A 25,416-nucleotide genomic window follows, 5' to 3' on the forward strand; every position below is an offset into this window, starting at 1 on the left:
CCGCGGGGCGCCCACCGTGCCCGTGCCTACCCTCGACGAGGCCAGAGCACGACCCCCGCCTGTTCCCGAACCTGGCCCCGCGAGCACCGTGATCCGTCTTGAGAATGTCACCAAGGTCTACGCCCGTGGCGCCCGACCGGCGCTGGACCGCGTGTCCCTGGATGTCGAGCGGGGCGAGTTCGTCTTCCTCGTCGGCGCGTCCGGCTCCGGGAAGTCCACGTTCCTGCGGCTCGTGCTGCGCGAGGAGCGCGCGTCCGCCGGCAAGGTGTTCGTCGCGGGCAAGGAGCTCGGCAGCCTCTCGTCGTGGAAGGTCCCGCAGCTGCGTCGTCAGATCGGCGCTGTCTTCCAGGACTTCCGGCTGCTGCCCAACAAGACGGTCTTCGAGAACGTCGCTTTCGCGCTGCAGGTGATCGGCAAGCCGCGTCACCACATCCAGACGGTCGTGCCCGACACGCTCGAGATGGTGGGCCTGGCCGGCAAGGAGAAGCGCCGGCCCCACGAGCTCTCGGGTGGTGAGCAGCAGCGCGTGGCCATCGCGCGCGCGTTCGTCAACCGTCCGCCGATCCTGCTGTGCGACGAGCCCACGGGAAACCTCGACCCGACCACCTCCCTGGGGATCATGCGCCTGCTCGACCGCATCAACCGCACCGGCACCACCGTGGTGATGGCCACGCACGACGACGAGATCGTCGACCAGATGCGCAAGCGCGTGGTCGAGCTGAGCACCGGGACCATGGTGCGCGACCAGTCGCGCGGCGTGTACGGCTCGGATCGCTGAGGGGTCGACGTGCGCTTCCAGTTCATCCTGTCCGAGATCGGCATCGGGCTTCGTCGCAACCTGTCGATGACCATCTCGGTCATCCTCGTCACCTTCGTGTCGCTGACCTTCGTCGGCTCCGCGGCGCTGCTGCAGATGCAGATCGGCAAGATGAAGGACGACTGGTACGACAAGGTCGAGGTCTCCGTCTTCCTGTGCCCCAAGAACTCGTCGGCCAAGACGTGCGCGGGTGGTGAGGTCACCGACGAGCAGAAGCAGGAGATCCGGGACGCGCTCGACGCGCCCGAGGTCAAGCCGTACATCGAGAAGATCTACTTCGAGTCCAAGGACCAGGCGTTCAAGTCGTTCCAGCGACAGTTCAAGGACCAGTTCTGGGCGTCGGCGACGACGGCCGACGACATGAACTCGTCCTTCCGCATCAAGCTGACCGACCCCGAGCAGTACCAGGTGGTCGCGGAGGTCGTCTCGGGCCGGCAGGGCGTGGAGGACGTCGAGGACCAGCGGCGCCTGTTCGACCGCCTGTTCCTGGTGCTGGACCGTGCGACGCTGCTGGCCAGCGGGTTGGCCGCCGTCATGCTCGTCGCGGCCGTCCTGCTGATCACCACGACCATCCGCCTGTCCGCGCTGTCGCGTCGCCGCGAGACCGGGATCATGCGGCTCGTCGGCGCGTCCAACGTCTTCATCCAGCTCCCGTTCATGCTCGAAGGTGCGCTGGCCGCGACGGTCGGCTCGCTGCTGGCCGTCGGTGGGCTGTGGCTGGGGGTGGAGTACCTGATCACGGACTGGTTGGGGGCGTCCGTGGGGTGGATCCCGTACGTCACGACGTCCGACGTGCTGACCGTCGCGCCGTTCCTGATCGCGATCGCCATCGTGCTGGCCGCGATCTCCTCCCTCGTCACCCTGCGCCGCTACACGAAGGTGTGATCATGCGTCGTCTTCCCTCCCGCCTGGTCGCGGTCGGCGTCGTCGGTGCCATCGCCGCGACGCTCACGTTCGGCGCGCTCGCGCAGCCCGCGCTCGGCGACTCGATCGACGACAAGACCGCCTCCGCGCAGAAGGAGAAGGCGAAGATCGCGCAGCAGCGCGAGGACGCCGAGGACGCGATGGAGGGCGTCAACGACGACCTGGCCAAGACGTCCGACCGGCTGCTGGAGATCCAGGGTCAGATCCCCGAGGCGCAGCTCAAGCTGGACAAGGCCAACGCGGCGCGGGACAAGGCGCAGCGCGCCGCCCAGCTGACGGCCCAGCGTCTGCAGGACGCCAAGGACCAGAAGGCGACCCTGTCGGACTCGATCGACCAGGACACCGAGCAGGCCACCAAGATGCGCGCCGCGATCGGCCAGATGGCCCGCGAGGCGTACCGCACCGGGGGAGCGGTGTCCGGCGTCGAGGTGGTTCTGGACTCCACGAGCACCGACGACTTCGTCGAGCGCTACGGCATGATGACGACCGCGTTGCGGGCGCAGGGACAGGTGCTCGACGAGCTCAAGGAGTCGGAGTCGACGGGCAAGAACGCCCAGGTACGGCTCTCGGCGGTGCAGGACCGGATCGCCGAGCTCGACGCACAGGCGAAGAAGCAGTACGCGGACGCGAAGACCTCCGCCGATGCGGCAGCGAAGGCGCGCAAGGAGCTGGACGACCTCGTGGCCGAGCAGAAGCAGAAGCAGGCTGACCTCGAGTCGAAGAAGGCCGAGATCGCTGACCAGCTCAAGAAGGCCGACCAGGAGCAGGCCAAGGTCGAGACCGAGCTGAAGCAGCTCGCGTCGCAGGCCAAGGCGCGCGACGCGGAGATCGCCCGCAAGAAGGCGGAAGCCGCGAAGAAGAAGGCGGCGGCGGCGAAGAAGGCAGCCGAGGAGGCGAAGAAGAACGGCAAGCCCGCTCCGCCGGCGTCCAACTCGAACTCGAACAGCAAGCCGCTGACCGGCGCGATCTTCAGCAACCCGACGAGCGTCAGCCCCATCCACGTGACCTCCGAGTACGGGATGCGGTTCCACCCGATCCTGCACTACTGGCGTCTGCACGCCGGGATCGACCTGCGCACCTGGTGCAACACCAAGGTCTACGCGGCGCGCGACGGCATCGTCCTGTGGTCGAAGTACCGCTACGGGTTCGGCAACCAGGTGATGATCGACAGCGGCAGCTACCAGGGCAAGTCGCTGCAGGAGAGCTACAACCACCTGACGCGCGGCGTGGTGCACTCCGGGGAGTTCGTCGAACGGGGTGACCTCATCGGCTACTCCGGCAACACCGGGACGTCGGCGGCCTGCCACCTCCACTTCGAGGTGTACGTGAACGGCTCGACGGTGAACCCGCGCCCGCTGCTGGGCTTGTGATTTCCCGTTCGTCGCACGACGAGGCCCGGGTAGGCTCGTCGGCTGGTGCGTGAACGTCGCGCGCCGCGAAGGGATGCACACGATGGCCAAGGAAGTCGGGCGCAAGCTCATCGCCTCCAACCGCAAGGCGCGCCACGACTACACGATCGAGGACGTCTTCGAGGCGGGCATCGTGCTGTCCGGGACCGAGGTCAAGGCGCTGCGCATGGGTCGCGCGTCGCTGATTGACGGGTTCTGCGAGGTCGACGGCCACGAGCTGTGGCTGCACGGCGTCCACATCCCCGAGTACTCGCAGGGGACGTGGACCAACCACGCGCCGCGTCGCAAGCGCAAGCTGCTGCTGCACCGCGAGGAGATCGATCGGCTCGAGGCCAAGACGCGCGAGAAGGGGCAGACGATCGTCCCGCTGTCGCTGTACTTCCTGGACGGCCGCGCCAAGCTGGAGATCGCGCTGGCCCGCGGCAAGCGCGAGTACGACAAGCGCCAGGCCCTGCGCGAGCGGCAGGACAACATGGAGGCGGTCAAGGCCATGCGGGAGAAGCGCGACCGCTGAGGTCCTTCCCCCGGGGGCTCCACTTCCGATACCTTTCCTTTACTCAACCTTTGGGTGTTCGCTGAGAGGGGTCGGAGATGGCCTGGTGGGCGCGGGGTATCGGAGCGGTGATGGTGGGGGCGGGCGTCCTGGCGCCGTCGGCAGCGATGGCCGACGACGGGACGGCGGCGGCGCGGTCGATCCCGCACTATGCGGAGACAGTGGTGCTGGAGGCGGACGGCACGGCGCACGTGACCGTCGATTTGACGTTCGACTTCGGCGGCGAGCCCGGGCACGGTCCGTTCCTGACCGTGCCCGAGCAGGAGCCCACCGACGACGGCCGGACCCGTGCGTACGAGGTCTCGAACGTCACCGCGGCCAGCCCCAGCGGTGCGCCCGCGGACGTCCAGGTGGACGACGACGGGCAGACGGCGACCATCCGTGTCGGCGACCCGGACGTCGGCGACGTCGACGGCGTCCAGACGTACCGCATCGGCTACGACGTCTCCGACCTGGTCGACCCGGACGCCACCACCGGCGACGGCGACCAGCTCTACTGGGACGCGATCGGGACCGCGTGGCAGGTACCGCTGGGGGACGTCAGCATCGACGTCTCGGGCCCGGCCGACGTCGAGCGCGTGGAGTGCTTCGCCGGGACCTCGGGATCAACCGAGGCGTGCGACGCGGCCGACCAGGTGGGCGGGCACGCCGTCTTCCACCAGGCGTCCGTCGAGCCCGGGGACGGTCTCACGGTCGCCGTGGGCTGGCCTGCCGCGACGTTCCCGGACGCCTCGCCGGTGTTCGTCGGCGACCAGGCCGACGACGGGTCCGCGGCCTCGTCCGTCGACGGCGGCGGCTCGGACATCGACGACGACCTGGCACAACAGCTCATCGACGGGGGGATGTCGGGCTACGACGACGGTGAGATGCCCGGCAGCACGTTCTTCGGGCTCGGAGCCGGCGGTCTCGTCGCGCTGCTCGTCGGCGGATTCGTGCTGATCGCGATCCTCGCCGTGCGGCGCTCGTCGCGCCCCGGTGCGAAGCCGGAGCAGCCGCCCGCCGAGGTGCACGAGCTCGCCCGACGCGGCTACCTGCGCATCGACCGCACGAAGTCCGCCGGGCAGGTCTCGACTCTGGACTGGAACCTGGTCCCGCTGCGGCCGGCGGACGGCAGCCTGAGCTCGCGCGAGCGCGCCTGGTACCTGGCCCTGTTCGGCGCCGGCATGGTGCCGGTCGCGTGGAGCAACGCGACCATGCCGCCCATCGCGATGCAGGGCTTCTGGGCCGGGAGCGGCGGCTCGTCCGGCGCCGGGTTCGGCGGCGGCGGCGCGGGCGTGAGCGGGGGAGGTGGCTTCTCCGGCGGAGGCAGCGTCGGTGGAGGCGACGGTGGCGGGGGAGGCGGCGGCTGGTGAGCCGGCGGGCCGTGAGCGGGGTGACCCGGTCATGATCGTCATCATGCTGGTCATCGTCGTGGCGACCCTCGCGGTGCTCACGCGGCGTGGCTTCGGGGTAGACGGCTTCTTCGGCGACGACGGCGGTGGAGACGGCGGCGACGGAGGGTCGGACGGCGGCGGTGGTGGGGACGGAGGCGGTGGCGGGGACTGATCAGCGCAGGATGTCGGCGAGGTCGAAGCTCACCGGCTCCTCGAGCTGTGCGTAGGTGCAGGTCTCCGCGTCGCGGTCCGTCCGCCAGCGACGGAACTGGGTGGTGTGCCGGAAGCGGTCGCCCTCCATGTGGTCGTAGGCGACCTCGACCACCAGGTCGGGGCGCAACGGCACGAAGCTGAGGTCCTTGCCGGCGTTCCACCGGCTCACGCTGCCGGGCATCCGGTTGCCGGCGTGCGCCTCCTGGTCGGCCCACCGGCCCCACGGGTGCTCGGCAAAGTCGACCACCAGCGGGGCGAGCTGCTCGACGAGCTCGGCCCGCCGGGCCATCGGGAACGACGCGACGACGCCCACGTGCTGCAGGCGCCCGTCGTCGGTGTACAGGCCCAGCAGCAGCGAGCCGACGATGTTCCCGCTCTTGTGCTTGCGGTACCCGGCGACCACGCAGTCGGCGGTCCGCTCGTGCTTGACCTTGAACATCGCGCGCTTGTCGGGCTGGTACGTGCCGTCGACGGGCTTCGCGACGACGCCGTCGAGGCCGGCCCCCTCGAACTGCGTGAACCAGCGCTGCGCCTCGTCGAGGTCGCTCGTCGCGGGCGTGACGTGCACGGGCGCCTTCGCGTCGGCGAGGGCCTCGACGAGGCGTCGTCGGCGCTCCGCGAACGGCGTCTGCGTGAGGTCGTCGTCGCCCAGGGCCAGGACGTCGAACGCGACAAAGCTCGCCGGCGTCTGCCCGGAGAGCAGCTTCACGCGGCTCGCCGCCGGGTGGATGCGCTGCTGCAGAGCCTCGAAGTCGAGCCGGTCGCCCGTGACCACGACGATCTCCCCGTCCAGGACGCACCGGTCCGGGGTGTTCGCCTTGATCGCCTCGACCACCTCGGGGAAGTAGCGCGTCATCGGCTTCTCGTTGCGGCTGCCGAGCTCCACCTCGTCGCCGTCGCGGAACACGATGGTGCGAAAACCGTCCCACTTGGGTTCCACGTGCCCCACGTCGGGGATGTCCTTGACGGACTTGGCGAGCATCGGGGCAACCGGCGGCATCACGGGCAGGTCCATGTACCCATAGTGCCCGCACGCACCCACAGGTGAACCACGGGAAGACCACAGAGGTTTCGCCGGTGGGCGCACTTGTCTGTACTCGTCGGCACCGCACGGGGGCCGCGTGAGGAGGGCAGGACCATGGACGACGACCAGACGCAGACGCCCACGGACGCGCCGGACGGCGTCCAGCCATCCCACGCGGTGACCGGGGTTGAGGGGCCCGAGGTGTTGACTGCACCGGCCGGGGGTACCGCAGTGCCCCCGGCCGAGGGCGCCGCCCGCCCGCGGCGGAGGGTCGCGATCGGTGCGGCGCTCGTGGTCGGGATGGCCGTCGGAGGAGGTGGGACGGCCGCCGCGCTCGGGCGCACTCCGAGCGCGGCGGCCGCCGGTTCCACCACGGAGCCCGTCACGACGCCCGTCGAGGCGCCGTCGTGGCCCGGGCTGTCGGCGGTGCCGTCGACCCCGCGCGGGTCGTCGGGCGAGTCGTCGCAGGAGGGATCCGCCGACGGCGGGACGGGGTACGGCGGCGCGCCCGACGACTCGTCGGGCGAGCTGCAGGACGGCACGGGAGCATCGGGGACCACCGGCACGACGGTCGCGACGGGCGACGCCGCCGAGGGCGTGGTGACCGTCGCCGCGCTGGTCTCGGAGAACGGGATGCAGGGCGTCTCGGCCGGCACCGGCATGGTGCTGACGTCGGACGGCATCGTCCTGACCAACAACCACGTCGTCGAGGGCGCGACCGCCGTCCAGGTCACGGACCCGACCACGGGCACGACCTACGACGCGACGGTCGTCGCGACCGACGCCCGCGCCGACGTCGCCGTCCTGCAGCTCACCGACGCGTCCGACCTGGCCACGGTCACGCTCGACGACGACTCCGGCGCGGCCGTCGGCGACGACGTCACGTCGGTCGGCAACGCCGAGGGCCAGGGAACGCTGATGGCTGCGTCGGGCGCGGTCGTCGCGCTCGACCAGACCATCACCACGCAGACGGAGACCGTCGGCGACCTGTTCGCGTTCTCCGCAGGCGTGGTCGAGGGCGACTCCGGCGGCCCGGTGTACGACGACGAGGGCGAGGTGGTCGGCATGACCACGGCCGTCTCGACGAACGGCGTGCAGACGATCGCCTACGCGATCGACATCCAGGACGCGATGGCCGTCGCCGTCCAGCTGGACCCGGCCCTGTCGTCGTCGGACGCCGTCTGACGGGAATCAGGTGGGGGCGGGGCCGGTTGAGCCTGTAGTGTGAGCCACGGTCCCTCGGGACCGGTTGACAACTGCACATGGGGGTGATCGGTTTCGACGGTGATCGTCGAGCCAGGAGAAGCGGGTCGAGGACGCACGGTTATCTCGATAACGATCCGTGCAAACCAATAGGTGCCGATTCCAAGCGCACCGACTTCGCCCTCGCCGCCTGAGCGAGCCCCGAAGTCCGTTGGCCTGAGTACGCTCTCGACTCAGTAACCAGCGTCATCTAGAGAGCCACTGCTGATCGTCATCGTCGGTGTGACGGTCGGGACTTCTAGCCGACTGAGCCCGTCCACCTTCCTGTCCGCGGGAGGGGTGGGGGCCGAGAAAATCCATCGCGGACTGCACCCGGAGAAGCCCTGGTTCCACGTCATCGGACGCGGGTTCGATTCCCGCCACCTCCACAACGCTGACCTGCGGGTCGTGTCGATCAGAAGAGAAGCCATCCGAGGCAACGGATGGCTTCTCTTCTGCGTGTGGCCCCCTTCCGAGAGCCGCGCGTTCGCGCGCTGTCGGGAAAGCCGGTGACCGGTCGGCAGGCGAGCTTGACGTACAACGCTTAGCGTCACGCGGTCGTCGCTCGACAGCTCATCGAGGCCGCCGGCGGCTCTGCCATGGAATGCACTCGCATCGCCGCTCGTGCGGCTGACGGCGTGATCCTGAAGCGCGTCGATCGGCTCACTTCGTTGAGCGCGGGCGCGAGCGACGGCCTCAACAGCCAACTACGCAAGTCGCTGGGCTGTCTATAACCATCGGAACGGCGGGCAGAGTTCCTTGCGCCACCGCTTGCATCCGCCAGCTCGTTCGGCCGCCGCATCTCACGCACCTCCTGCTCGACCTCGAGCTCCCGGGCGTTGTCCGACGTGGTCGCGCCAAGGGTATTCCCGTCGTCGATGTCAGCCTGCCGCAACCACAGCCGCACCGACCCGATCTCGTAGCCGAGCTGGTTCGCGACCCGATGGACGGGCCCGTAACGGTGCCCAACTCGGCCCGCAGCGTGCGGGCCACCCGGACTGCGGCGTGTTCTTGTCCTGCGAATGCCGACTCGTGGTCGGCTCGCCGCGCGACGGATTCTGCGGCATGGCTCCATTGAACTTGCCGCTCCGCTCTACACCGCTTGCGGCGACTACACCCGTACGATGCAGTGCATGCCCGCAGCCGACGAACCCGCCGCCTTTGCACCAGACGAGCTGACCAACTCGACCAGAGACAACGCTGCGGCCGGCCAAGGAGACCAGGCTCCGCTGACGGAGGGGGCGGATGACGACTTAACCGCGTCCGCCGACGCAGACTCGGGCGCCGAGGGGGAGGGTGGGGAGCCTGAGGGCCTCACTGCCGACGAGAGTGAGGATCTCGTCACAGCGGAGCCAGACTCCCCTCCCGTGACCTATTCCGGCCAGGACTTCGACGTCGCCGGTCTGGTGCACCGCCTGAATCGCAACGACATCCTTGTTCCGATCTTTGGTCATAATGACGACCGCATCACGTCTGCGGGCTTCCAGCGGTCGTTCGTTTGGAACCGGCCACAGATGGATCGCTTCATTGAGTCATTACTTCTGGGTTACCCAATTCCTGGAATCTTTCTTATCAGGCAAGTCGATCGACGCTACCTCGTTCTGGATGGACAGCAGCGACTGCGGACGCTCCAACACTTTTACAGCGGAATCTATGACGGGAAAGAGTTCGCTCTTCGAAATGTCTCGGAGCGCCTGCGCGGGCTCACGTATAGGACCCTCGATGGCGAGCAACGACGACTCATCGACGACGCTTTTATACAGGCAACGATTGTTTCATCCGACGGTAGCGTTCAGGCGCTCGACTCCATATATAAGATCTTTGAGCGCTTGAACGCAGGAGGCACGCAACTGACCGCCCACGAGATCAGGGTGGCACTGTTCGCGGGGCCATTCATCGACTTCCTGGATCGTTTGAACTCCGATGTGGCGTGGCGCGCGCTCTATGGCAAGAGGTCACCGCGCGTGAGGGACCAGGAACTCGTCCTTCGAATCGTCGCTCTCTACCTAAACGCTGCTTCATATAGGCGGCCGTTAAAGAGCTTTCTCAACGCGTTCGCTCAGGCAAATCGCGACATGACCAGCCTTGGCGCCGACACATTGGCGGACCGGTTTGGGACGGCCGTATTGATGGTAGCCGGCACGGCGGGGCGTGATGGCATTCGCTTCCAGAGCGCTCAGATCAATTCCGCGCTCGCAGAAGCGATCATAGTCGGGCTCATGCGCCGCCTTGACCAGAGGACATCTCCTGATCCCGAGCGGATCGCAGAAGCAATTGCCTCCCTTAAGGCAAATCCAGCCCTACAGGATGCGATCACACGCGCGACAGCCGATGAAGAGAACGTTCGCGCTCGGCTGGAAATCGCCACAGCGGCCTTTGCAGGGATCTAGGCGTGTGGACTGGACCATGGCCGTCGCTGGAGATTAACCAACTGGACAATTCGCTCAAGCTCGTTGAGGCCCTCGTCCGCACTCCTGAGCGTGGTCGTCCTGATGAGGTGACGGCTGCCCTGGCCCGCTTCCTGGTGGTGAGGACGTGTGGTTACCTAGAGCAGGTCGTCGAGGTGTGCTGCCGGTCCTTGATCGCAAGCAAGTCCGCTCCCGTCATCGCGTCGTTCGGCGGTAGCTGGCTAGGTCGCGGCACCAATCCCGCTCCGGAGAAGCTCGCCGTGCTTGCGGGTCGGTTCAGCCGACCATGGGCAGACGAGCTGGACGAGTTGCTCAATCGGGATGACCAGAGACTCAGGCGCGAGATCGCGTTGCTCGTCGACCGGCGGAACAAGATCGCGCATGGGCTGAGTGAAGGCATCGGCTCGAGGAAGGCGCTCGATCTACTTGATCCCGCTCGGGAGGTTGCTGACTGGTTTATCCTTCGTCTAGACCCGCGCAGCTGAGTACTTGCGGTTTCCCAGAGGAACTCGGCCAACTCGTGGTTCGCCAGGAGCGTCAACCCTTGGCTGCGGGGGTGCGGTGACGAGGTGTACTTTCACGCGCGGTGCCTGGCCGGTCGTCACGGCGTGCTCGAGGTCCGACTTCCAGCATCGGTGCATTTTGGATCGACCGCGCATGGATCGGGTGACCCTCATTGAGCACGTCAACAAGGCGGCAGAAGATCGGCTGGGAGTGCAGGTTCTGCCGTCGCGAACCTGCAAATGGGGCGTTCGCGAATGTCCGCTGGTAGCGCCGGATCGCCTTCAATTCTCGCCACGCTCGCACACGGATGCCCGTCCCCCTCGAGGGGCGGGCATCCGTCGTCCGGTCAGATGCCTAGCGACTTGCGCGTGAGCGGGCCCGCGATGCCGTCGGCCTCGAGGTCGTGCTCCTTCTGGTAGGCGATGACTGCGGCCTTGGTCTTTGGGCCGAAGATGCCGTCGGCGGTGATGCCCAGCTTGGTCTGCAGCGCCTTGACGGCGGCGCCGCGGCTCCCCTGGATCAGGACGTCGCGATGGGTGTCGGCGGCCTTGCGGTACTCCATGTGCCAGTTCTCCTTGGGGTTCACGTCCTTGACCCAGCCGTGGCTGGCGCCGTGACGGCGGACCCAGCCGCGCGCGGGCTTGGGCAGGTCGAGGGCGAGCCCGAGCTCGTGCTGGGAGTGGCCCGGCGGCAGCGCGAACGCGCCCTCGTGGGCGAGGAACTTGTCGCGCAGCGCTTGCTGCTCCGCGTGGGTCCGGCCCGCTGACGTGACGCCGTCGGGGCAGCCGGCCGCCCGCATGCGCGCGTAGCTGGCCGCTGCACCCGACGCGAGCCAGTGCTCGTCGTCGTCGATCTTGGTGGTCTTCATCGTGCACTCCTGCCCGTGTCGTCGTGGACAACGAGAAGGACGCGTGCGTGGCGCCGCAAATACTTCCGGCGCGCATCCGCGACAAGAATTCAGCGGGGTTCGCGCAGGCCGCTGGCTCGGCGGACCGGGCGCTCGACGGCGGCGCGGATGGCGTCGGCGGTGCCGATGACGCGCACGACATCGCGGGCGCGCGTGACCGCGGTGTACAGGAGCTCGCGGGTGAGCAGCGGGGACGTGACCGGGGGGAGCAGCAGCGTCACGCGCGCGAACTGGCTGCCTTGGCCGCGGTGGACGGTCATCGCGTGGACCGGTTGGACCGCGGGCAGTCGGTACGGGCGCACGAGGCGCGGGGCGTCCGGGTCGCCGAACGCGACGCTCACACCGTCACCGTCCGCCACGACGACGCCCGTGTCGCCGTTGTGCAGGCCGCTGGAGCGGTCGTTCTCGGTGACGAGCAACGGGCGGCCGAGGGGCCAGCCGCCCGTCGTCGGCGCGCCCGTCGCCGCCGCGATCCACGCCTCCGCCTGGGCGGCCCAGTGCGCGACGCCGAACGGGCCCTCGCGGTGGGCGAGCAGCAGGCGGTGGGCACCGAGAGCAGCGAGGGCTGCGGGCGCGTCACCGGCCCGTGCGGCGTCGGTCAGCGCGCGACCCGAGGCTTCGACGTCGGCGCGCAGGCCCGCGACGTCCTCGGCGGTGAGGCGTTCGGAGGACGGTTCGACGAGCTCCCGGTGCGGGTCGCCCGCGCGCAGCAGGTCGATCGTGGCGTCGGCGTCACCGCGGCGGATCGCCTCGGCGAGCTCGGCCAGCGAGTCGCCGTAGCGGTGCGCCTGCGTGAGGCGCACGACGCCGCCGGGCAGCGACGCGACCAGGTCGCCCAGCACGGCACCGGCCTCGACGCTCGCGAGCTGGTCCGGGTCGCCGACGAGAACCAGGCGGGCGCCCGGGCGCAGGGCCTCGGCCAGCCGGGCCATGAGGGGCAGGGACACCATCGACGACTCGTCGACCACGACGACGTCGTGCGGGAGGCGGCGTGTCCCGTCGTGCCGGAACCGGGTCGTGGTGCCGGGGCGCCACCCGAGCAGTCGGTGCAGCGTCGTCGCCTGGAGGTCGCCGACGGCCGCCCGGTCTTGCTCGGACAGCGTCGCGACCTCGGCGTTCACCGACTCCTGCAGGCGGGCAGCGGCCTTGCCCGTCGGGGCGGCCAGGGCGACGCGCAGGTCCGGCCCGGCGGCGGACTGCAGCGCCGCGACGAGGCGCGCGACCGTGGTCGTCTTGCCGGTGCCGGGTCCGCCCGTCAGCACCATGAGGTGGGAGGCGGCGGCGGTGCGCAGGGCGTCGCGTTGCGCGGCGTCGGCCGGCGACGGGTACAGGCGGCTGATCGAGCCGGCCAGCGCGGCCTCGTCGAACGACGCCTTCCGCGCCAGCCGGTCGTGCATCGACGTGCGGACCGTCTGCTCGTCGCGCCAGTAGCGGTCGAGGTAGACGCGGCCGTCGACGCAGCGCAGGGGGCGGTCCGCCAGTCCGTCGGGGCCGTCGGCGACGAGCGGGGAGCGACGCACGGCGGCGTGCCAGTCGGCGGCGGCGGGCCAGGGGAGCGGGACGGGCTCGCCGTCCGTCTCGGCGGTGACCTCGGCGGCCACGTCGTCGAGCGTGACGCACACCGAGCCGCGGCGCAGCGCTCGCACGGCCAGCGCCGCGGCGAGCAGGACCCGCTCGTCGTCGTCCCCGCCGATCGCGCCCAGCCGGGCGGCGACGTGGACGTCCGCGCTGGTCAGGACGTCGGCGTCGACCAGGTCGCCCAGAACGCCCGTGACGCGCCAGGGGACGTCGGGTGCGTACGTCATGCCGCACCTCCCGCCAGCAGGTCGGAGAGCGCGACGACGAGCGCGGCAGGCGGCCGCCACGACACGACCCCGTGCGGGACACCGTCGACCGTCGGCGTCGTCGGGCCGGCCATGCCGCGCAGGAACAGGTACAGGCCGCCGCCCAGGTGCGTGCCCGGGTCGTACGACGGCAGACGCCAGCGCAGGTAGCGGTGCAGCGCGGCCGAGTAGAGCAGCAGCTGCAGCGGGTAGTGCGCGTCCATCATCGCCGCGGTCGTCGCCTCGGGGCGGTAGTGCCACAGCGTGAGGGGTTCGTCGTACGGGCCCAGGCGGTTGGTCTTGTAGTCGACGACGAGGTAGCGGAACCCGCCCGGCACGGGCGCCGGGACGCGCAGCACCGCGTCGATCGAGCCCGTGAGGTAGCCGCGCAGGTGGGAGGCTGCGAGGGCCTCGTCGTCCAGGCGGTCGGCGTAGGGCGCGAACGGGTCGGTCGCCGGCAGGTGCGTGCGCAGCAGGGCAGCGATGTCGCGCACGGTCGCGGCACGGGCCGACGACGATGCGACGTCCCCGCCCGCGAGGGGGAGCTCGAACTCGAGCTCGGCCAGTCGGTCGCGGCGTGGGACGTCCGCGAGGGTGGCACCGCCGGCGAGCGGGCCGAGCGGGGTGCGCAGCGTCGGCAGCAGCGCGGCGGCGACCTCGTCGGCGCCCGCGGCCAGCAGGGCGCCCGTCCTCGCCTCCGTGCAGCGGGCCGTGAGCTCCGCCAGCAGGTCCGGGGCGTCGGTGTCGACGAGCTCCAGCACGCGGTGCGCGAACGTGCCGAACGCCGTGCCCGCCGGCAGGTCGGCCATGGGCGAGGCGACGCCGTCGGGCGCAGCCGGTGCGGGCGTCGAGGCGACTGTCTCGGACGCGTCCGGCTCGTCCTGCACGCCCGGCTCCTCGGGCTCCGACCCGACGCGCTCGCGGGCCGGCCCGTGCGCCGCAGCGTCGTGCGCGGCGGCCGTGAGCGCGGAGTAGGAGGTGCGGCGCCAGGCGGTGTCGAGCACGCGGCCCAGGCGGGCCACCCGCAGCTCGTCGGCCGACGACGCCGGCGGCGACCAGCGCGGGCGCGTCTCCGCGGCGGTGACGACCTCCAGCTCGAGCGCCTCGCCACCGCGCGCGACGAGGGTGCGCAGCACGGCGGTCGTGCGGTCGTCGGTCGTGGACCGCACGAGCGGGGCGGGGTTGCCGGCCGCGTCCCGCTCGCCCAGCAGCAGGCGCGTGAGCGCCCCGCGCGACGAGTTCGCCGACGGCGCCCACCACGCCACGACCTGGCTCGTCGCCCGGGTCAGCGCGACGTACGCGAGGCGCAGGCCCTCGCCGTCGTCGGCCTCCTTGCCGGCCGCGAACGCGTCGTCGTATCCCGGGCTGCCCTTGCCGCCCACGTGCAGCAGGCGGGTGTCGTCGCGGTCGTAGCCGATGGTCGTCGGCGCCTGCGGCGTGAACTTGTCCCACAGGTACGGGACCATCACGACCGGGAACTGCAGGCCCTTGCTGGCGTGCACGGTGATGACCTGGACGGCCGCGGTGTCGGTCTCGAGGCGCCGGCTGCGCTCCTCGGCGTAGTCCTGCGCGGCCTCGTCGACGCGGGCGCGCAGCCACTCGAGCAGGGCCGCCGGGCCCAGGCGGTCGGCGGTCGCCGCGGCGTGCAGGGCCTCACCGATGTGCCGGACGTCCGTCAGGCGACGCTCGCCGTCCGGCAGCGCGACGAGGCGTTCGCGCAGGCCGGCGGCGGCCGCGGCCTCGACGAGCGAGGCGACGCCCTGGTCCTCCAGCACGCGTGACCAAGTACGGACGCGGTCGGTGAGCCGGTCGCGGGCCTCGTCGTCCGCGCGCGCCAGGTCACCGGCGGTCCAGCCGACGAAGGGCGTCATCGCCGCCGCCGCGACCAGGCCGTTCACGCCCGGACGGGCCAGCGCGGACAGCAGCACGAGCCAGTCGCGGGCGGACGGCGTGCCGAACACGCTGGACAGCATCGAGATCACGGCGGGCACGCCCACGTCCGCCAACGCCTGCTGCACCGCGACCGCGTCCCGGTTCACGCGCGTCAGCACGGCGATGTCACCGGGCTGGACGGGACGCCACGCGTCGCCGTCGCGGAGGCGTTCGTCGGTCAGCGTGCGCAGCACCTGCTGCGCGACGTCCGCGTGCAGGAAGGTGCGCACGGTCCCGATCGGCGGGTTCTTGGCGTCGTCGGGCGCGTGCACGGCCGCGCGCGTGACCTGTCGCAGGCGGACGGCCGGGCCGCCGTCGAGCCGTCGGCCGGTGCGGGCGGGCTCGATGGGGTGCACCTGGATGCGGTCGTCGCCGAGCGCGGTGCCCGTCAGGATCGGCGCGAGCCCGTCGAGGACAGCCGGGTCCGCGCGCCAGTTGCGGTGCAGCGTCCGCGTCGTCGCGACCGCTCGCGCCCGCAGGTACGTCGCGACGTCCGCACCGCGGAACCGGTAGATCGCCTGCTTCGGGTCGCCGATCAGGACCAGGGTGCGGTGCTCGTGGAACGCGGTCCGCAGGATGTCCCACTGCACGGGGTCGGTGTCCTGGAACTCGTCGACCATCACGATGCGGTACCGCTCGCGCACGCGCTGAGCCGCCGCCGCGCCGGTGTCCGGGTCGGTCAGCGCGTCGCGCAGGAGGACGAGGAGGTCGTCGTAGTCCAGGACCCGCAGCGAGCGCTTGCGCCGGTGCAGCTCGGCACGCGCCGCCGTGGCCAGGCCGAACGCGTCGCCGGGACGGGTGCCGCGCTCGGCGTCCGCCGGTTCCAGGACCGCGACCGCGTCGCTGATCGCCTCGTGGGCGACGGCTCGCGCGTCGGCGACCGTCAGCGTCGGGGCGTCGTCGGCCGCGTACTTGCGCAGGTACAGGTCGTCGACGACCTCCGCCTCCAGGCCCGCGATGTCGGGGACCAGCTGCGCGTCCGGGTCGACGTCGCCGATCGTGCCCAGCGACGTGAGCATCTGCTGGCAGAAGCCGTGCGTCGTCGTGATGGTGGCGGCGTCGAACTCCGTGATCGCCTCGCGCAGGCGGTGTGCGCGGGCCTCGCGGTCGGTGGCGGCCAGGTGCGCGACGACGGGATCGGTCGTGATACCGTCCCGCAGCGCCCGTTCGACCTCGACCAGGCGCTCGCGGACGCGTTCGCGCAGCTCGGACGTCGCGAGCCGGCCGAACGTGACGAGCATGATCTCCGGCAGGCGGGCCACGCCCTCGGCCACGTACCGGGCAGTGAGCGACGCGATGGTCGTCGTCTTGCCGGTCCCGGCGCTCGCTTCCAGCACCACCGTGCCCTCGGGCAGCGGTCCGCAGACGTCGAACGGCTGCTCCGTCATGCCTGGGCCACCTCCTCGTGCTCGAGCAGGTCGAGCCACAGCGCCATCGCGAGCGCGCCGAACCGCGTCTTCTCGCCGGGGGCGCGGCGACGGTCGGCGTCGCTCGGCGGCCCGGTTAGGGTGTCGAACGTGAACGGGTCGCCGAACGCGAGCAGGTGGTAGTCGTCGGCGGCCTCGAAGCCGCCGCGACCGTTCGCCGCGTCGTCGGCCGAGCCCAGCTCCTTGCGCGCGGACTCCAGCGCGTCCCGCTCCTCGCCGCCGCCGCTGCGCGGGTGCGCGTACGCCAGGCTCGTGGCCAGCGGCAGGGGGAGCGGCGCGCGCATCGCTTCGTCGTACAGGTCGACGAGCCGCGCGAGCACCGCCGCCGGTTCCGTGGGGGCGCGCGTCAGCGCGACCCTGCACGTGCTGCCCTGCCCTCTCCCGACCGTCACCGCGCGGAGCTCGCGCTCCGGGAACGTCGCCGCCAGCGCCAGCAGCTCCACCCAGGCGCGCAGGCGGTGCTTGGCGCCGAGCCGGGAGAACACGGTCCGGACCAGGACGCCGTCGCGCACGCCGTTGACGGTTCCGGCCAGGCGTCGGCCGCCCGGCAGTGGGACGACGACGTCGAACGACGCGGCTGGCGCCTGCAGGTAGCGCTCGCCGGCCGCGAGCAGGGGCCTGACCTGCGCCTGCACGGCGTCCAGCGTCGCGCCGCCGAGCGCGCCGGGGGGCATGTGGCCGCGGCGGCGCTCGGCCCGGCCCGCGTCGTCGAGGTCGACGCCGGCGAGCGCAGCGGCCAGCAGCCGGTCACCGATCGACCAGCGCTCCAGGGCGTCGAGCTCGAGCGGCAGGCGGTCGTCGAGCTGCGGCTCGTCGCCCGGGAGCGTGGCGCCCAGCCGTCGCCGCACGAACGCGCGGACGGGGTGCTCGAGCGTCGCGACGAGGTCGGCGAGGTCGATGTCCTCGGTGCTGCCGGGGAGCGGCTCGTCGAGGAACGGCTGCGCCCGGTGCGGTCCGCGCCCGATGCGGGCCGCGGCCTCGTCGAGCGCGTCGAAGCTGAACGGCTCCGCAGGCCGGCCGAGCGCGCCGGGGACGAAGTTGCGCTCGTCGACCGTCTGCAACGGGTGGTGCACGACGCGCCCGCGTGCACTTTCGGCGACGACCGCGTCGAGCGCGTCGAGCAGCTCGCCGACGGGCACGGCGGGCGGCCTCGGCGCGCCGGTGCGCTCGTCGGCGCCCGAGTAGACGACCACCAGGTGGTCGGTCGCGCTCGTCACGGCGTCGAGGAAGAGCTGGCGGTCCTCCTGCCGGGCGTCGCGCTCACCCACGAGCGGGGTGCGTGCGAGGACGTCGTCCCCGTCGCGGGCGGTGGACCGCGGGAACGCGCCGTCGTCCATGCCGAGCAGCGCGACGACCCGGTGGGGGACCGCTCGCATGGGCGCCAGGCTGCAGACCGTGAGCGCGCCGGTGCGGAACCCGGACCTCGTCGGACGGCCCCGGAGCGCCGGCTCGAGCAGCGCGACGACGTCGGCGAGGCGCAGCGTCGTGCCGTTCGCGGTGTCCCGCGCCGCGGTCAGGACGCGCGCAGCCTGGTCCTGCTGCCAGGCGTCCTGCGGCGAGGTGTCGGTGAGCAGCAGGACCGCCCGGTCGAGCGCGTCGAACCACTCGCCCGCGGGCCTCGCGCCGTCGAGCGCGTGCAGGGTCCCGGTGAGCCGGTCGACGAACTCCGCGAGCCGCCCGACGAGGTCGACGTCCGTCGAGCCGACGTCGTCGACGGGCAGCACCGCGCCGACGAACCGCTGGTCCTCCTCGGCCATCGCGACGCCCAGCAGCAGCCGGTCGAGCGCCGTGGCCCAGGTGCCCTGCGCGACCCTGAGCTGGTACTTCGCTCGTCGGTCCTGGTCCTCGCCCCACCGTGCGCCGGACTCCAGCGCCCACGCCCGGATCCGGTCGAGCTCCTCGTCGTCGAAGCCGAACCGCCGCCTGACGGGCGCCTGGCCCGCCAGGTCGACGACTGCCGACGCGCCGACCCGCGAGTCCGCGAGCTCCAGCACCGCCTGGACGACGGCGAGCACGGGGTTCTGCTGCGCGGGCGCGCGGTCGGCGATGCGGACGCGCAGCGTCCGGCCGGGGTGCTCGTCCTCCGCGTGCGTGGGTCCGAACGCCGCCTCGACCAGCGGCGCGAACGCCTCCACGTCCGGGCACATCACGATGATGTCGCGGGGCTGGAGGGTGGGGTCGTCGGCCAGGAGGCCGACGACGACCTCACGCAGGACCTCGACCTGACGAGACCTGCCGTGCGTGGCGTGGACCTGGACCGTGCGGTCGGGTGCGTGCAGCGGGCCGTCGGTGCGGTCGTCGGCGATGCGCTGCTGGAGGTGGCCGAGGGCGGTGCTCGGTCTGGGCGGCGTCTCGATCTCCTCGACGCTGGACGCGTGGGCCTTGACGCGGGCGGCGAGCTCGGTGGCGTCCCCGGCCATCGACGTCAGGAGGGGATGATGGGCCGCGACCCTGGTCCGCGGCGTGCCCTGCGGCTTCGCGTCGAGCGTGCGCCACAGCGCGCGCGACGGCTGCGGGAGCCACAGGTGGACCTCGCGGTGCCGCGCGAGCGCACCGAGCACCTGGAGGTGGGCGTCGGGCAGGTGCGTGGCGCCGAACACCGAGAGCCTGTGCGGGAGGTCGACGACGTCCGGGGTGCCGGCCAGCGCCGCCACCGCCTCGTCGATGCGCTGCGCCGGTGCGTCCTGGCCGATCGCCGCGTGGACCTCTCGCCACAAGCGCGGCTGCCAGCGCAGGTCGTCGGGCAGGTCCGTGCCCGTGCCGTCGGTGTCGCGCCCCGCCGCCCAGTCCGTGAGGAGCTGCGGGCGCTGGGTGTCGTACGTCGTGAACAACCGCGCGACGCGCTGCGCGAACCGCAGCCGCCGCCCGCGGTGGACCTCGTCGCCGTCGAGGTAGCGGCGCACGTGGCGCATCCAACTCGCGGTGAGGTTCGCATCGAGCGCGGCCAGGACGCTGGCGGTCAGCTGCTGCTGCGCCCACGGGTCGTCGTCGCCCGTGACGCCGAGCGCGCTCGCCAGCACGTCCGCGACCAGGCGCCGTGGCGACGGGAACAGCACGTTGGCGCAGATGCCGTCCGCGTCCGCTGAGCCCAGGTGGTGCGACAGCCGCTGCGCGACCCACCGCTCGACGCCCCGCGTCGGCACGGCGACGACGTCCGGGACGAAGGGGTCGGCGGGTGCTTCCGCGAGGAGCGAGCCAAGACCAGCAACCAGGACATCGCTGCGTTCTGCGACGTGAACACGCAGCCCGGAGCCCGTCGTGGTCGACGTCGGGCTGGTCACGCGTGCCACTCTAGCGACGGCCTCGCGCGCGTCGACCGAGCTCGCCCACAGGGATCGTCGCTCCGGGTCGCCGTGCCGGCCGAACCCGTAGCGCGCACGACCTCATCATCGCGGCGACCGCCGTCGAGCACGGCCGCACGGTCGTGTCTGCCGACGCTCGCGCACGCTACGCGGACCTGCCCGACGTGGCGTGGTTGCCGGCGCCGGGCGACGATCTTTGACGCCACCCGAGCGGTGAGGATCTGACGGGCACGACCGAAGCATCGGCAGACGGTCACCCGCCCTGAACGCCTGCCCGAGTGGCGTCAGGGGCGCGTCGACGGTTCGCCTCCGTTTGCCCGCCCTCCCTCGGAGGAGAACAGTCAAACCGGTCCGGTGATCAATGGCGAAAATCGGAGGTGTTCACCATGGCAAGGATCGGGAGGCGGACCGCGGCGATCGGCGCAGCGTTCGCACTCGTGCTGGCGGCGGGAGGAAGCGCCGTAGCGGCCAACATGTCCAGCGAGGAACAGGCGTTGGCGACGACACGTCAACCAGCCGCCAGGACGATCGAGCAGAAGGTCAACCGTCTGCTCGCCAAGATGACGACGAAGGAGAAGCTGCAACAGGTCCAGCTGCTCTCGGACGGGCAGGTCACCGACGCCAACGCCAAGGCCGGCGTGGGCTCGGTGTTCAGCCTGGTCGACGCGGAGCAGATCAACCACCTGCAGCGCGTCGCGGTCGAGCAGTCTCGGCTGCACATCCCCATCCTGTTCGCCTACGACACGATCCACGGCTACCGAACGATCTTCCCGGTGCCGCTCGGGGCCGCGAGCTCCTTCGACCCCGCGGTCGCGCGAGCCGACGCGGCCGTCGGCGCGAAGGAGTCCGCCATCCAGGGCCTCAAGCAGGTGTACAGCCCGATGGTCGACGTGTCGCACGAGCCGCGGTGGGGGCGCATCGTCGAAGGGGCCGGGGAGGACCCGTACCTCGGCGCAGTGATGGCGGCGGCCCGTGTGAAGGGCACGCAGGGCACGGACTACAGCGCTCCGGACAAGGTCGTCGCGAGCGTGAAGCACTACGTCGGGTACGGCGCGGCCGAGGGCGGTCGCGACTACAACACCACCGACATGTCCGAGTCCGTCCTGCGCAACACGTACCTGCCGCCCTTCAAGGCGGCCATCGACGCGGGTGCCGGCACCGTCATGTGCTCGTTCAACGCGCTCAACGGCGTTCCCGGCTGCGCCAACAAGTACACCGAGACCGACATCCTGAAGAAGGAGTGGGGATTCGACGGCTTCATCGAGAGCGACTACACCGCGGTCGCCGAGCTGCGTGCGTGCCCACCGGTGCGGCCCGACGACGGACCGTGCGGGCACGGCATCGCGGCCGACGGGCCCGATGCAGGTGCCGCAGCCCTCATGGCCGGCACCGACTCGGAGATGGTCAGCACGTACCTGCGCGACTACGGGACGGAGCTGCTCAAGGACCGCAAGATCACGATGGCGCGCCTCGACGACGCCGTGAAGCGCATCCTCCGCGTCAAGTTCCGGGCCGGGCTCTTCGACCACCCCTACGTCGACGTCGCCAAGGCCGGCAGCGCCGCGAGCTACGGCAAGCCGGCCGACCTGGCGAAGGCACGGACGGCCGCGGCGAGGTCGATGGTGCTGCTGAAGAACGAGGGCAAGGCGCTCCCGCTCGACGCCAGCAAGTCGACGGCACTGATCGGGCCGTTCGGCCAGACGGTCGACGAGATGCTCGGCCCGTGGTCCGGTCGTGGGTCCGACGACCTGGCACCGAAGTTCGTCACGCTGATCGACGGACTCAAGGCGGCCAGCGCGGGCACCGTCACGTACGCGGCGGCGTGCAACCTGGCGCACAACTTCGACCCGCCCAACAACGCCACGCCGCCGATCACGGCCGACGACGAGGTGTGCGCCGGTCCGGGGACCGATGGGACAGACATCGAGGACGCCGTGGCGGCGGCAAAGAACGCCGACCAGGTGGTGCTCGCCCTCGGCGAGAGCGGGTTCATGAGCGGCGAGTCCAACAGCCGCAGCCAGCTCGACCTCCCGGGCCACCAGGAGGAGCTGCTCAATGCGGTCGCGGCCACCGGCAAGCCCGTCGTCGTCGTGCTGCTCAACGGGCACCCGCTCGACCTGACGGCCGTCGTCGACAAGCCGGCCGCGATCCTCGAGGCCTGGTTCCCGGGGACCGAGGGCGGCAACGCGGTCGCCGACGTCCTGTACGGCAAGGTCAACCCGGGCGGCAAGCTCCCGGTCTCATTCCCACGGGGCGTCGGAACGGTGCCGTACTACTACAACCACGAGCCGTCGGGTCGCCCGTGCGACGCGACGTTCAAGTGGAACGCGCGGTACCGCGACCTGCCGACGTGCGACCCGCTCTTCGAGTTCGGCTACGGCCTCAGCTACACGACGTTCGACGTCTCGAAGCTGAACCTGAGCCGCACCAGCATCGGACGCAACGGGCAGGTCACGGTCTCGATGGTCGTGAAGAACACCGGTGACCGCGCCGGGGACGACGTCGCCCAGCTCTACATCCACGACCCGGTGGCGAGCATGTCCCAGCCGGTGCGCCGGCTGCGCGGCTTCGAGCGGGTGACGCTGGCGGCAGGGGAGTCGAAGAAGGTGACGTTCACGCTCGACAAGACCGACTTCGGCTTCCACGACAACCAGGGCAACTTCGTCGTGGAGCCCGGGGAGATCGAGGTCTACGGCGGGGACTCGTCGGGCGCGACGATGACGACCTCGTTCATGGTCACGCGGTGACGACACCCTGACCCCATCTGGGCGAGCGCCGCGGTGCACCTGGGAGCGCCGTGGCGTCTCGTCGCGCCCGGCTCACGCCGCTCGCGGCGCAGATCAGCCGAGCATGCCGCCCCATCGGACGTCGCCGTGGGCGAAGACGACGACACTGCCCGCACCCTCCCAGAGGTCGATCCACGTCGGCGTGCGTCGCCGCCCCGCGAGCACAGGCCCTGAGGTGTCCCGAAGCTTGGCGCGGTCGTCGTCGGCGATCCAGTCGATCTCGCAGCCCGACGATCCACCGCAGCCGCATCCCTCCGCCGCCAGGAGCGCACCGTCGGCGACCAGAGCCCTCGCGTCGGCTGTCGTGATGCTGGCCTTCGCCCGCGTCAGGAGCGTGCCGGCCGGGTCGAACAGGTCGCCATCGGCGTTGTACTCGCCGGGGCGCACGTCACGGGCGCGCGGCGGCATCGCCTTGACCTCGGCCAGGGTCTCGGCGAACGACTTCTGACGCTTCACGGATCGATCGTCACACGCTGCCGCGCGTGGGCGCGCACCGGCAATCAGGCCGTAGCGGCCGCCAGCCCACGGGACCTACGATCGCGCTCGTGGCGCACTACCTCCCGTTCCTCGCGTTCGCGCTGGTGCTCGCGCTGATCCCGGGCCCGGACATGCTGCTGACGACGAGCAGCACGGTCATGCGGGGCAGGCGCATCGGATTCTGGACGCTCGCGGGTGTCACGGTGGCGGGTGCCGTGCAAGGAGTGCTGGCGGCGTCCGGGCTGGGGGCGGTCATCGTCGCGTCCCGCCCGGCGTTCGAGGCGATCCGCTGGGCAGGGGTCGCCTACCTGCTGTACCTCGGTGCGCGGGCGCTCCAGTCGGCGATCGCGGGGCGGCAGGCGGACGTCGTCGTCATCGACGAACGCGCGGTGCGGCCGCGGGCGGCGTTCCGGCAGGGCTTCTTGTGCAACATCACGAACCCCAAGGTGCTCGCGTTCAACCTGTCGGTGCTGCCGCAGTTCGTCTCGCACGACGCGGGCCTCGCGCAGCTGCTCACCTACGCGCTGACCGCCACCGCCGTCGGCATGGTCGTCCTGCTCGTGGTGGTGGCAGGGGCCGATGCGGCGCGGCGCGTGCTGGCGTCAGGGCGGGCGCGTCGTCGCCTCGAAGGAGTGGCCGGCGTGACGTTCGTCGGGTTCGCCGCGGCACTCGCGGTCGAGGGCTGACGTCACCGCGCGGGGCGCACGAGAAGGATCTCGGATCCGGGCGCCCCGACGAGCTTGGCATCGCACGTGTACAACGGGCAGCCGAGTGCGGTGGCCAGCGCGAGGTAGGACGCGTCGTATGCGGTGAACTGGTGGCGCAGGTGCCAGATTCTGTCGGCGAGCGGTTCGAGCTCGTGCCGCACGATCGTGAACGCGAAGTAGTCGCGTCGTGCCTGGTCAGCGATGGCCGGCGTGATCTTGCGACCCAGCACCAGGCCGCGGAGCACGGACAGGACCTCGACGTCCAGGGTGTGCGGCGCGCTGATGTCGCCGGCCAAGGCATCGAGGAGCGCGGCGGTGGGGCTGCGGCCGACGAGCGCCTCGACCATCGCCGAGGCGTCGACGACGATCATCGTCGGCCGGCGCCGACCTCGGCGACGATGTCCTCGGCCGACGGTCCGTCCGCGCGGTCCTGCGTTCGAAGGCGAGCGGCGACCTCGGCGTTCGTCGGACGGGCCGCGAGCTTGGCGAGCTCGACGGCGACGTACGCCGAGAGCGACGTCCCCGCCTCAGCCGCGCGCTCCTTCAGCGTCTGGGCGACGTCGTCAGCCACGTCGCGAATGTACAAGGTGGTCACGATGGTCATGCTAGCAGCGTGCAAGCACGAGGCCCGGAGTCGCCTCAGCCGACGACGGCGGCGACCGCCTCGATCTCCACCAGTTGGTGCTCGTACCCCAGCACGGTGACGCCTAGCAGGGTGCTGGGCACGTCGTGCTCCCCGAATGCGTGGTGCACCACGTCCCACACGATGCCGAGGTCGGAGCGCTCGGAGGACGCGACGAGCACCCGGGTGCTGACGACGTCCTCGATGGCCGCGCCGGCTGCGCCGAGTGCCGCGGTGAGATTGTCGATGCATCGCGACGCCTGGCCCGCGTAGTCGCCGATCGGCGTCACCGACCCGGCCTCGTCGAGCGGGCACGCACCCGCCAGGAAGATCAGGCGTGCATCGCGGTCGACCGTCGAGGCGTAGGCGTACGGCGCGTCGCACAACGCGGGTGCGCGGACGAGGCGGACGGCGGCGCCCGTCGCGCCATCCGCTCGCGCGCCCGTCGTGCCGTTCAGTGCTCGCCCTTGATGACGAAGTACGAGCCGCGGATCGTTCCCGCGAGCTTCGACTTCTGCCGCGCGAACCTGAACGCGGACAGCTCGTCGGGCACGTCCATGCCGTCGGACAGCTTGAACCCGACCGCGCGCTTGCCGCCGTCGGCGAGCGTGTAGAGCACGTTGATCGACAAGCCCGACTCGTAGAAGACGTAGGACCAGCGGACGCCGTCGACCTCGAACTGCGTGGCCTCGAGCGGTGGCGACGCGATGACCAGGTCGCGCTCGGTGCGCAGGACCTCGTGCACGTACTCGACGATCGACGAGGCCTCGTCGGCCGGGTCGACCGTGAACGTGTGGTCGTACTTGTTCGTGAAGTAGCGCGCCTCGTTGGCACGCAGGCCGGCGAGGGCCTCGGCCACGGGCGAGGATTCCAGCCCCGCGGTGGACACCTCGGTGAAGTCGACGACGTACGACACGTGCACCCTCCTGACCTGGACCGACCCGCGTGACACTACCGCGTGACGAA

At 71.2% G+C, this 25,416-nt stretch carries 21 protein-coding genes and 1 other RNA gene; 12 read left to right on the forward strand and 10 right to left on the reverse strand.

The features are described from left to right. Positions 1 to 88 precede the first annotated feature (88 nt). The 6 genes from ftsE to IC607_RS13395 all read left to right on the forward strand — a co-directional run bounded on the left by ftsE (position 89) and on the right by IC607_RS13395 (position 5,248). Positions 89 to 778, forward strand: coding sequence for a cell division ATP-binding protein FtsE (gene ftsE, locus IC607_RS13370; RefSeq protein WP_191787903.1), 690 nt, complete (start codon positions 89 to 91; stop codon positions 776 to 778). A gap of 9 nt (positions 779 to 787) precedes the next feature. After that, entirely contained in the window at positions 788 to 1,702 is a 915-nt protein-coding gene (gene ftsX / locus IC607_RS13375) for a permease-like cell division protein FtsX (protein WP_191787904.1), read from the forward strand. Positions 1,703 to 1,704: 2 nt separating this feature from the next. Further along, the gene (locus tag IC607_RS13380) at positions 1,705 to 3,111 is read left to right on the forward strand and encodes a M23 family metallopeptidase (RefSeq protein ID WP_191787905.1); all 1,407 of its coding nucleotides are present in this window, start codon (positions 1,705 to 1,707) and stop codon (positions 3,109 to 3,111) included. Positions 3,112 to 3,193: 82 nt separating this feature from the next. Beyond that, positions 3,194 to 3,664 carry an SsrA-binding protein SmpB gene (smpB, locus tag IC607_RS13385; RefSeq protein ID WP_191787906.1) on the forward strand — a complete coding sequence of 157 codons (471 nt, stop codon included), beginning with the start codon at positions 3,194 to 3,196 and terminating at the stop codon, positions 3,662 to 3,664. A gap of 77 nt (positions 3,665 to 3,741) precedes the next feature. Then, positions 3,742 to 5,055 (forward strand): DUF2207 domain-containing protein, encoded by a 1,314-nt coding sequence (locus tag IC607_RS13390; RefSeq protein WP_191787907.1) that lies wholly within the window; start codon positions 3,742 to 3,744, stop codon positions 5,053 to 5,055. A 43-nt stretch (positions 5,056 to 5,098) separates the two neighbouring features. Then, positions 5,099 to 5,248: a hypothetical protein gene (locus IC607_RS13395; protein ID WP_191787908.1), complete on the forward strand. Its 150-nt coding sequence runs from the start codon at positions 5,099 to 5,101 to the stop codon at positions 5,246 to 5,248. Here IC607_RS13395 and IC607_RS13400 read toward each other — a convergent pair whose 3' ends face one another. Next, a complete protein-coding gene (locus IC607_RS13400; RefSeq protein ID WP_191787909.1) occupies positions 5,249 to 6,304 on the reverse strand; it encodes an ATP-dependent DNA ligase in 1,056 nt (351 codons plus the stop codon). It abuts the gene before it with no gap. 123 nt (positions 6,305 to 6,427) lie between these two features. On the opposite strand from IC607_RS13400, the gene IC607_RS13405 reads away from it, so the two are divergent. The 4 genes from IC607_RS13405 to IC607_RS13420 all read left to right on the forward strand — a co-directional run bounded on the left by IC607_RS13405 (position 6,428) and on the right by IC607_RS13420 (position 10,448). Then, a complete protein-coding gene (locus IC607_RS13405) occupies positions 6,428 to 7,498 on the forward strand; it encodes a S1C family serine protease (protein ID WP_191787910.1) in 1,071 nt (356 codons plus the stop codon). Positions 7,499 to 7,577: 79 nt separating this feature from the next. Then, positions 7,578 to 7,947, forward strand: a transfer-messenger RNA (tmRNA) gene (gene ssrA, locus IC607_RS13410). A gap of 741 nt (positions 7,948 to 8,688) precedes the next feature. Next, positions 8,689 to 9,945 (forward strand): DUF262 domain-containing protein, encoded by a 1,257-nt coding sequence (locus IC607_RS13415; protein WP_191787911.1) that lies wholly within the window; start codon positions 8,689 to 8,691, stop codon positions 9,943 to 9,945. Between the two features lie 2 nt (positions 9,946 to 9,947). After that, complete coding sequence (locus tag IC607_RS13420) at positions 9,948 to 10,448, forward strand: HEPN domain-containing protein (RefSeq protein ID WP_191787912.1); 501 nt, start codon at positions 9,948 to 9,950, stop codon at positions 10,446 to 10,448. Positions 10,449 to 10,813: 365 nt separating this feature from the next. Here the strand turns inward: IC607_RS13420 and IC607_RS17520 are convergent, their stop codons facing one another. From IC607_RS17520 to recC, 4 genes are all read right to left on the reverse strand, one after another. Next, positions 10,814 to 11,335, reverse strand: a complete 522-nt coding sequence (locus tag IC607_RS17520) for a peptidoglycan-binding protein (protein ID WP_225225019.1) — start codon at positions 11,333 to 11,335, stop codon at positions 10,814 to 10,816. 89 nt (positions 11,336 to 11,424) lie between these two features. Beyond that, positions 11,425 to 13,179 (reverse strand): exodeoxyribonuclease V subunit alpha, encoded by a 1,755-nt coding sequence (recD, locus tag IC607_RS13430; RefSeq protein WP_191787913.1) that lies wholly within the window; start codon positions 13,177 to 13,179, stop codon positions 11,425 to 11,427. After that, positions 13,176 to 16,517, reverse strand: coding sequence for a UvrD-helicase domain-containing protein (locus tag IC607_RS13435; RefSeq protein ID WP_191787914.1), 3,342 nt, complete (start codon positions 16,515 to 16,517; stop codon positions 13,176 to 13,178). Before IC607_RS13435 ends, recD begins: the two co-directional genes overlap by 4 nt. Next, positions 16,514 to 19,837: an exodeoxyribonuclease V subunit gamma gene (gene recC / locus IC607_RS13440; RefSeq protein WP_370526226.1), complete on the reverse strand. Its 3,324-nt coding sequence runs from the start codon at positions 19,835 to 19,837 to the stop codon at positions 16,514 to 16,516. Before recC ends, IC607_RS13435 begins: the two co-directional genes overlap by 4 nt. A gap of 407 nt (positions 19,838 to 20,244) precedes the next feature. Here recC and bglX point away from each other — a divergent pair, with 407 nt between their 5' ends. Further along, the gene (bglX, locus tag IC607_RS13445) at positions 20,245 to 22,605 is read left to right on the forward strand and encodes a beta-glucosidase BglX (protein WP_191787915.1); all 2,361 of its coding nucleotides are present in this window, start codon (positions 20,245 to 20,247) and stop codon (positions 22,603 to 22,605) included. Between the two features lie 93 nt (positions 22,606 to 22,698). Here bglX and IC607_RS13450 read toward each other — a convergent pair whose 3' ends face one another. Then, entirely contained in the window at positions 22,699 to 23,100 is a 402-nt protein-coding gene (locus IC607_RS13450; protein ID WP_191787916.1) for a hypothetical protein, read from the reverse strand. 89 nt (positions 23,101 to 23,189) lie between these two features. Here IC607_RS13450 and IC607_RS13455 point away from each other — a divergent pair, with 89 nt between their 5' ends. Further along, positions 23,190 to 23,807: a LysE family translocator gene (locus tag IC607_RS13455; RefSeq protein WP_191787917.1), complete on the forward strand. Its 618-nt coding sequence runs from the start codon at positions 23,190 to 23,192 to the stop codon at positions 23,805 to 23,807. Positions 23,808 to 23,809: 2 nt separating this feature from the next. Here the strand turns inward: IC607_RS13455 and IC607_RS13460 are convergent, their stop codons facing one another. The 4 genes from IC607_RS13460 to IC607_RS13475 form a co-directional block, all read right to left on the reverse strand. After that, on the reverse strand, positions 23,810 to 24,199 hold the full coding sequence (locus IC607_RS13460) for a type II toxin-antitoxin system VapC family toxin (RefSeq protein WP_191787918.1): 390 nt from the start codon (positions 24,197 to 24,199) through the stop codon (positions 23,810 to 23,812). Beyond that, entirely contained in the window at positions 24,196 to 24,432 is a 237-nt protein-coding gene (locus IC607_RS13465; RefSeq protein ID WP_225225020.1) for an antitoxin, read from the reverse strand. The genes IC607_RS13460 and IC607_RS13465 overlap by 4 nt, the downstream gene beginning before the upstream one ends. A 35-nt stretch (positions 24,433 to 24,467) precedes the next feature. Then, positions 24,468 to 24,836: a RidA family protein gene (locus IC607_RS13470; protein WP_370526228.1), complete on the reverse strand. Its 369-nt coding sequence runs from the start codon at positions 24,834 to 24,836 to the stop codon at positions 24,468 to 24,470. Positions 24,837 to 24,904: 68 nt separating this feature from the next. Then, positions 24,905 to 25,366, reverse strand: a complete 462-nt coding sequence (locus IC607_RS13475; protein WP_191787919.1) for a phage tail protein — start codon at positions 25,364 to 25,366, stop codon at positions 24,905 to 24,907. Positions 25,367 to 25,416: the final 50 nt, after the last annotated feature.

This window comes from Cellulomonas sp. JH27-2, from assembly GCF_014837175.1.
In the GTDB taxonomy this organism is placed as follows: Bacteria; Actinomycetota; Actinomycetes; order Actinomycetales; family Cellulomonadaceae; genus Cellulomonas.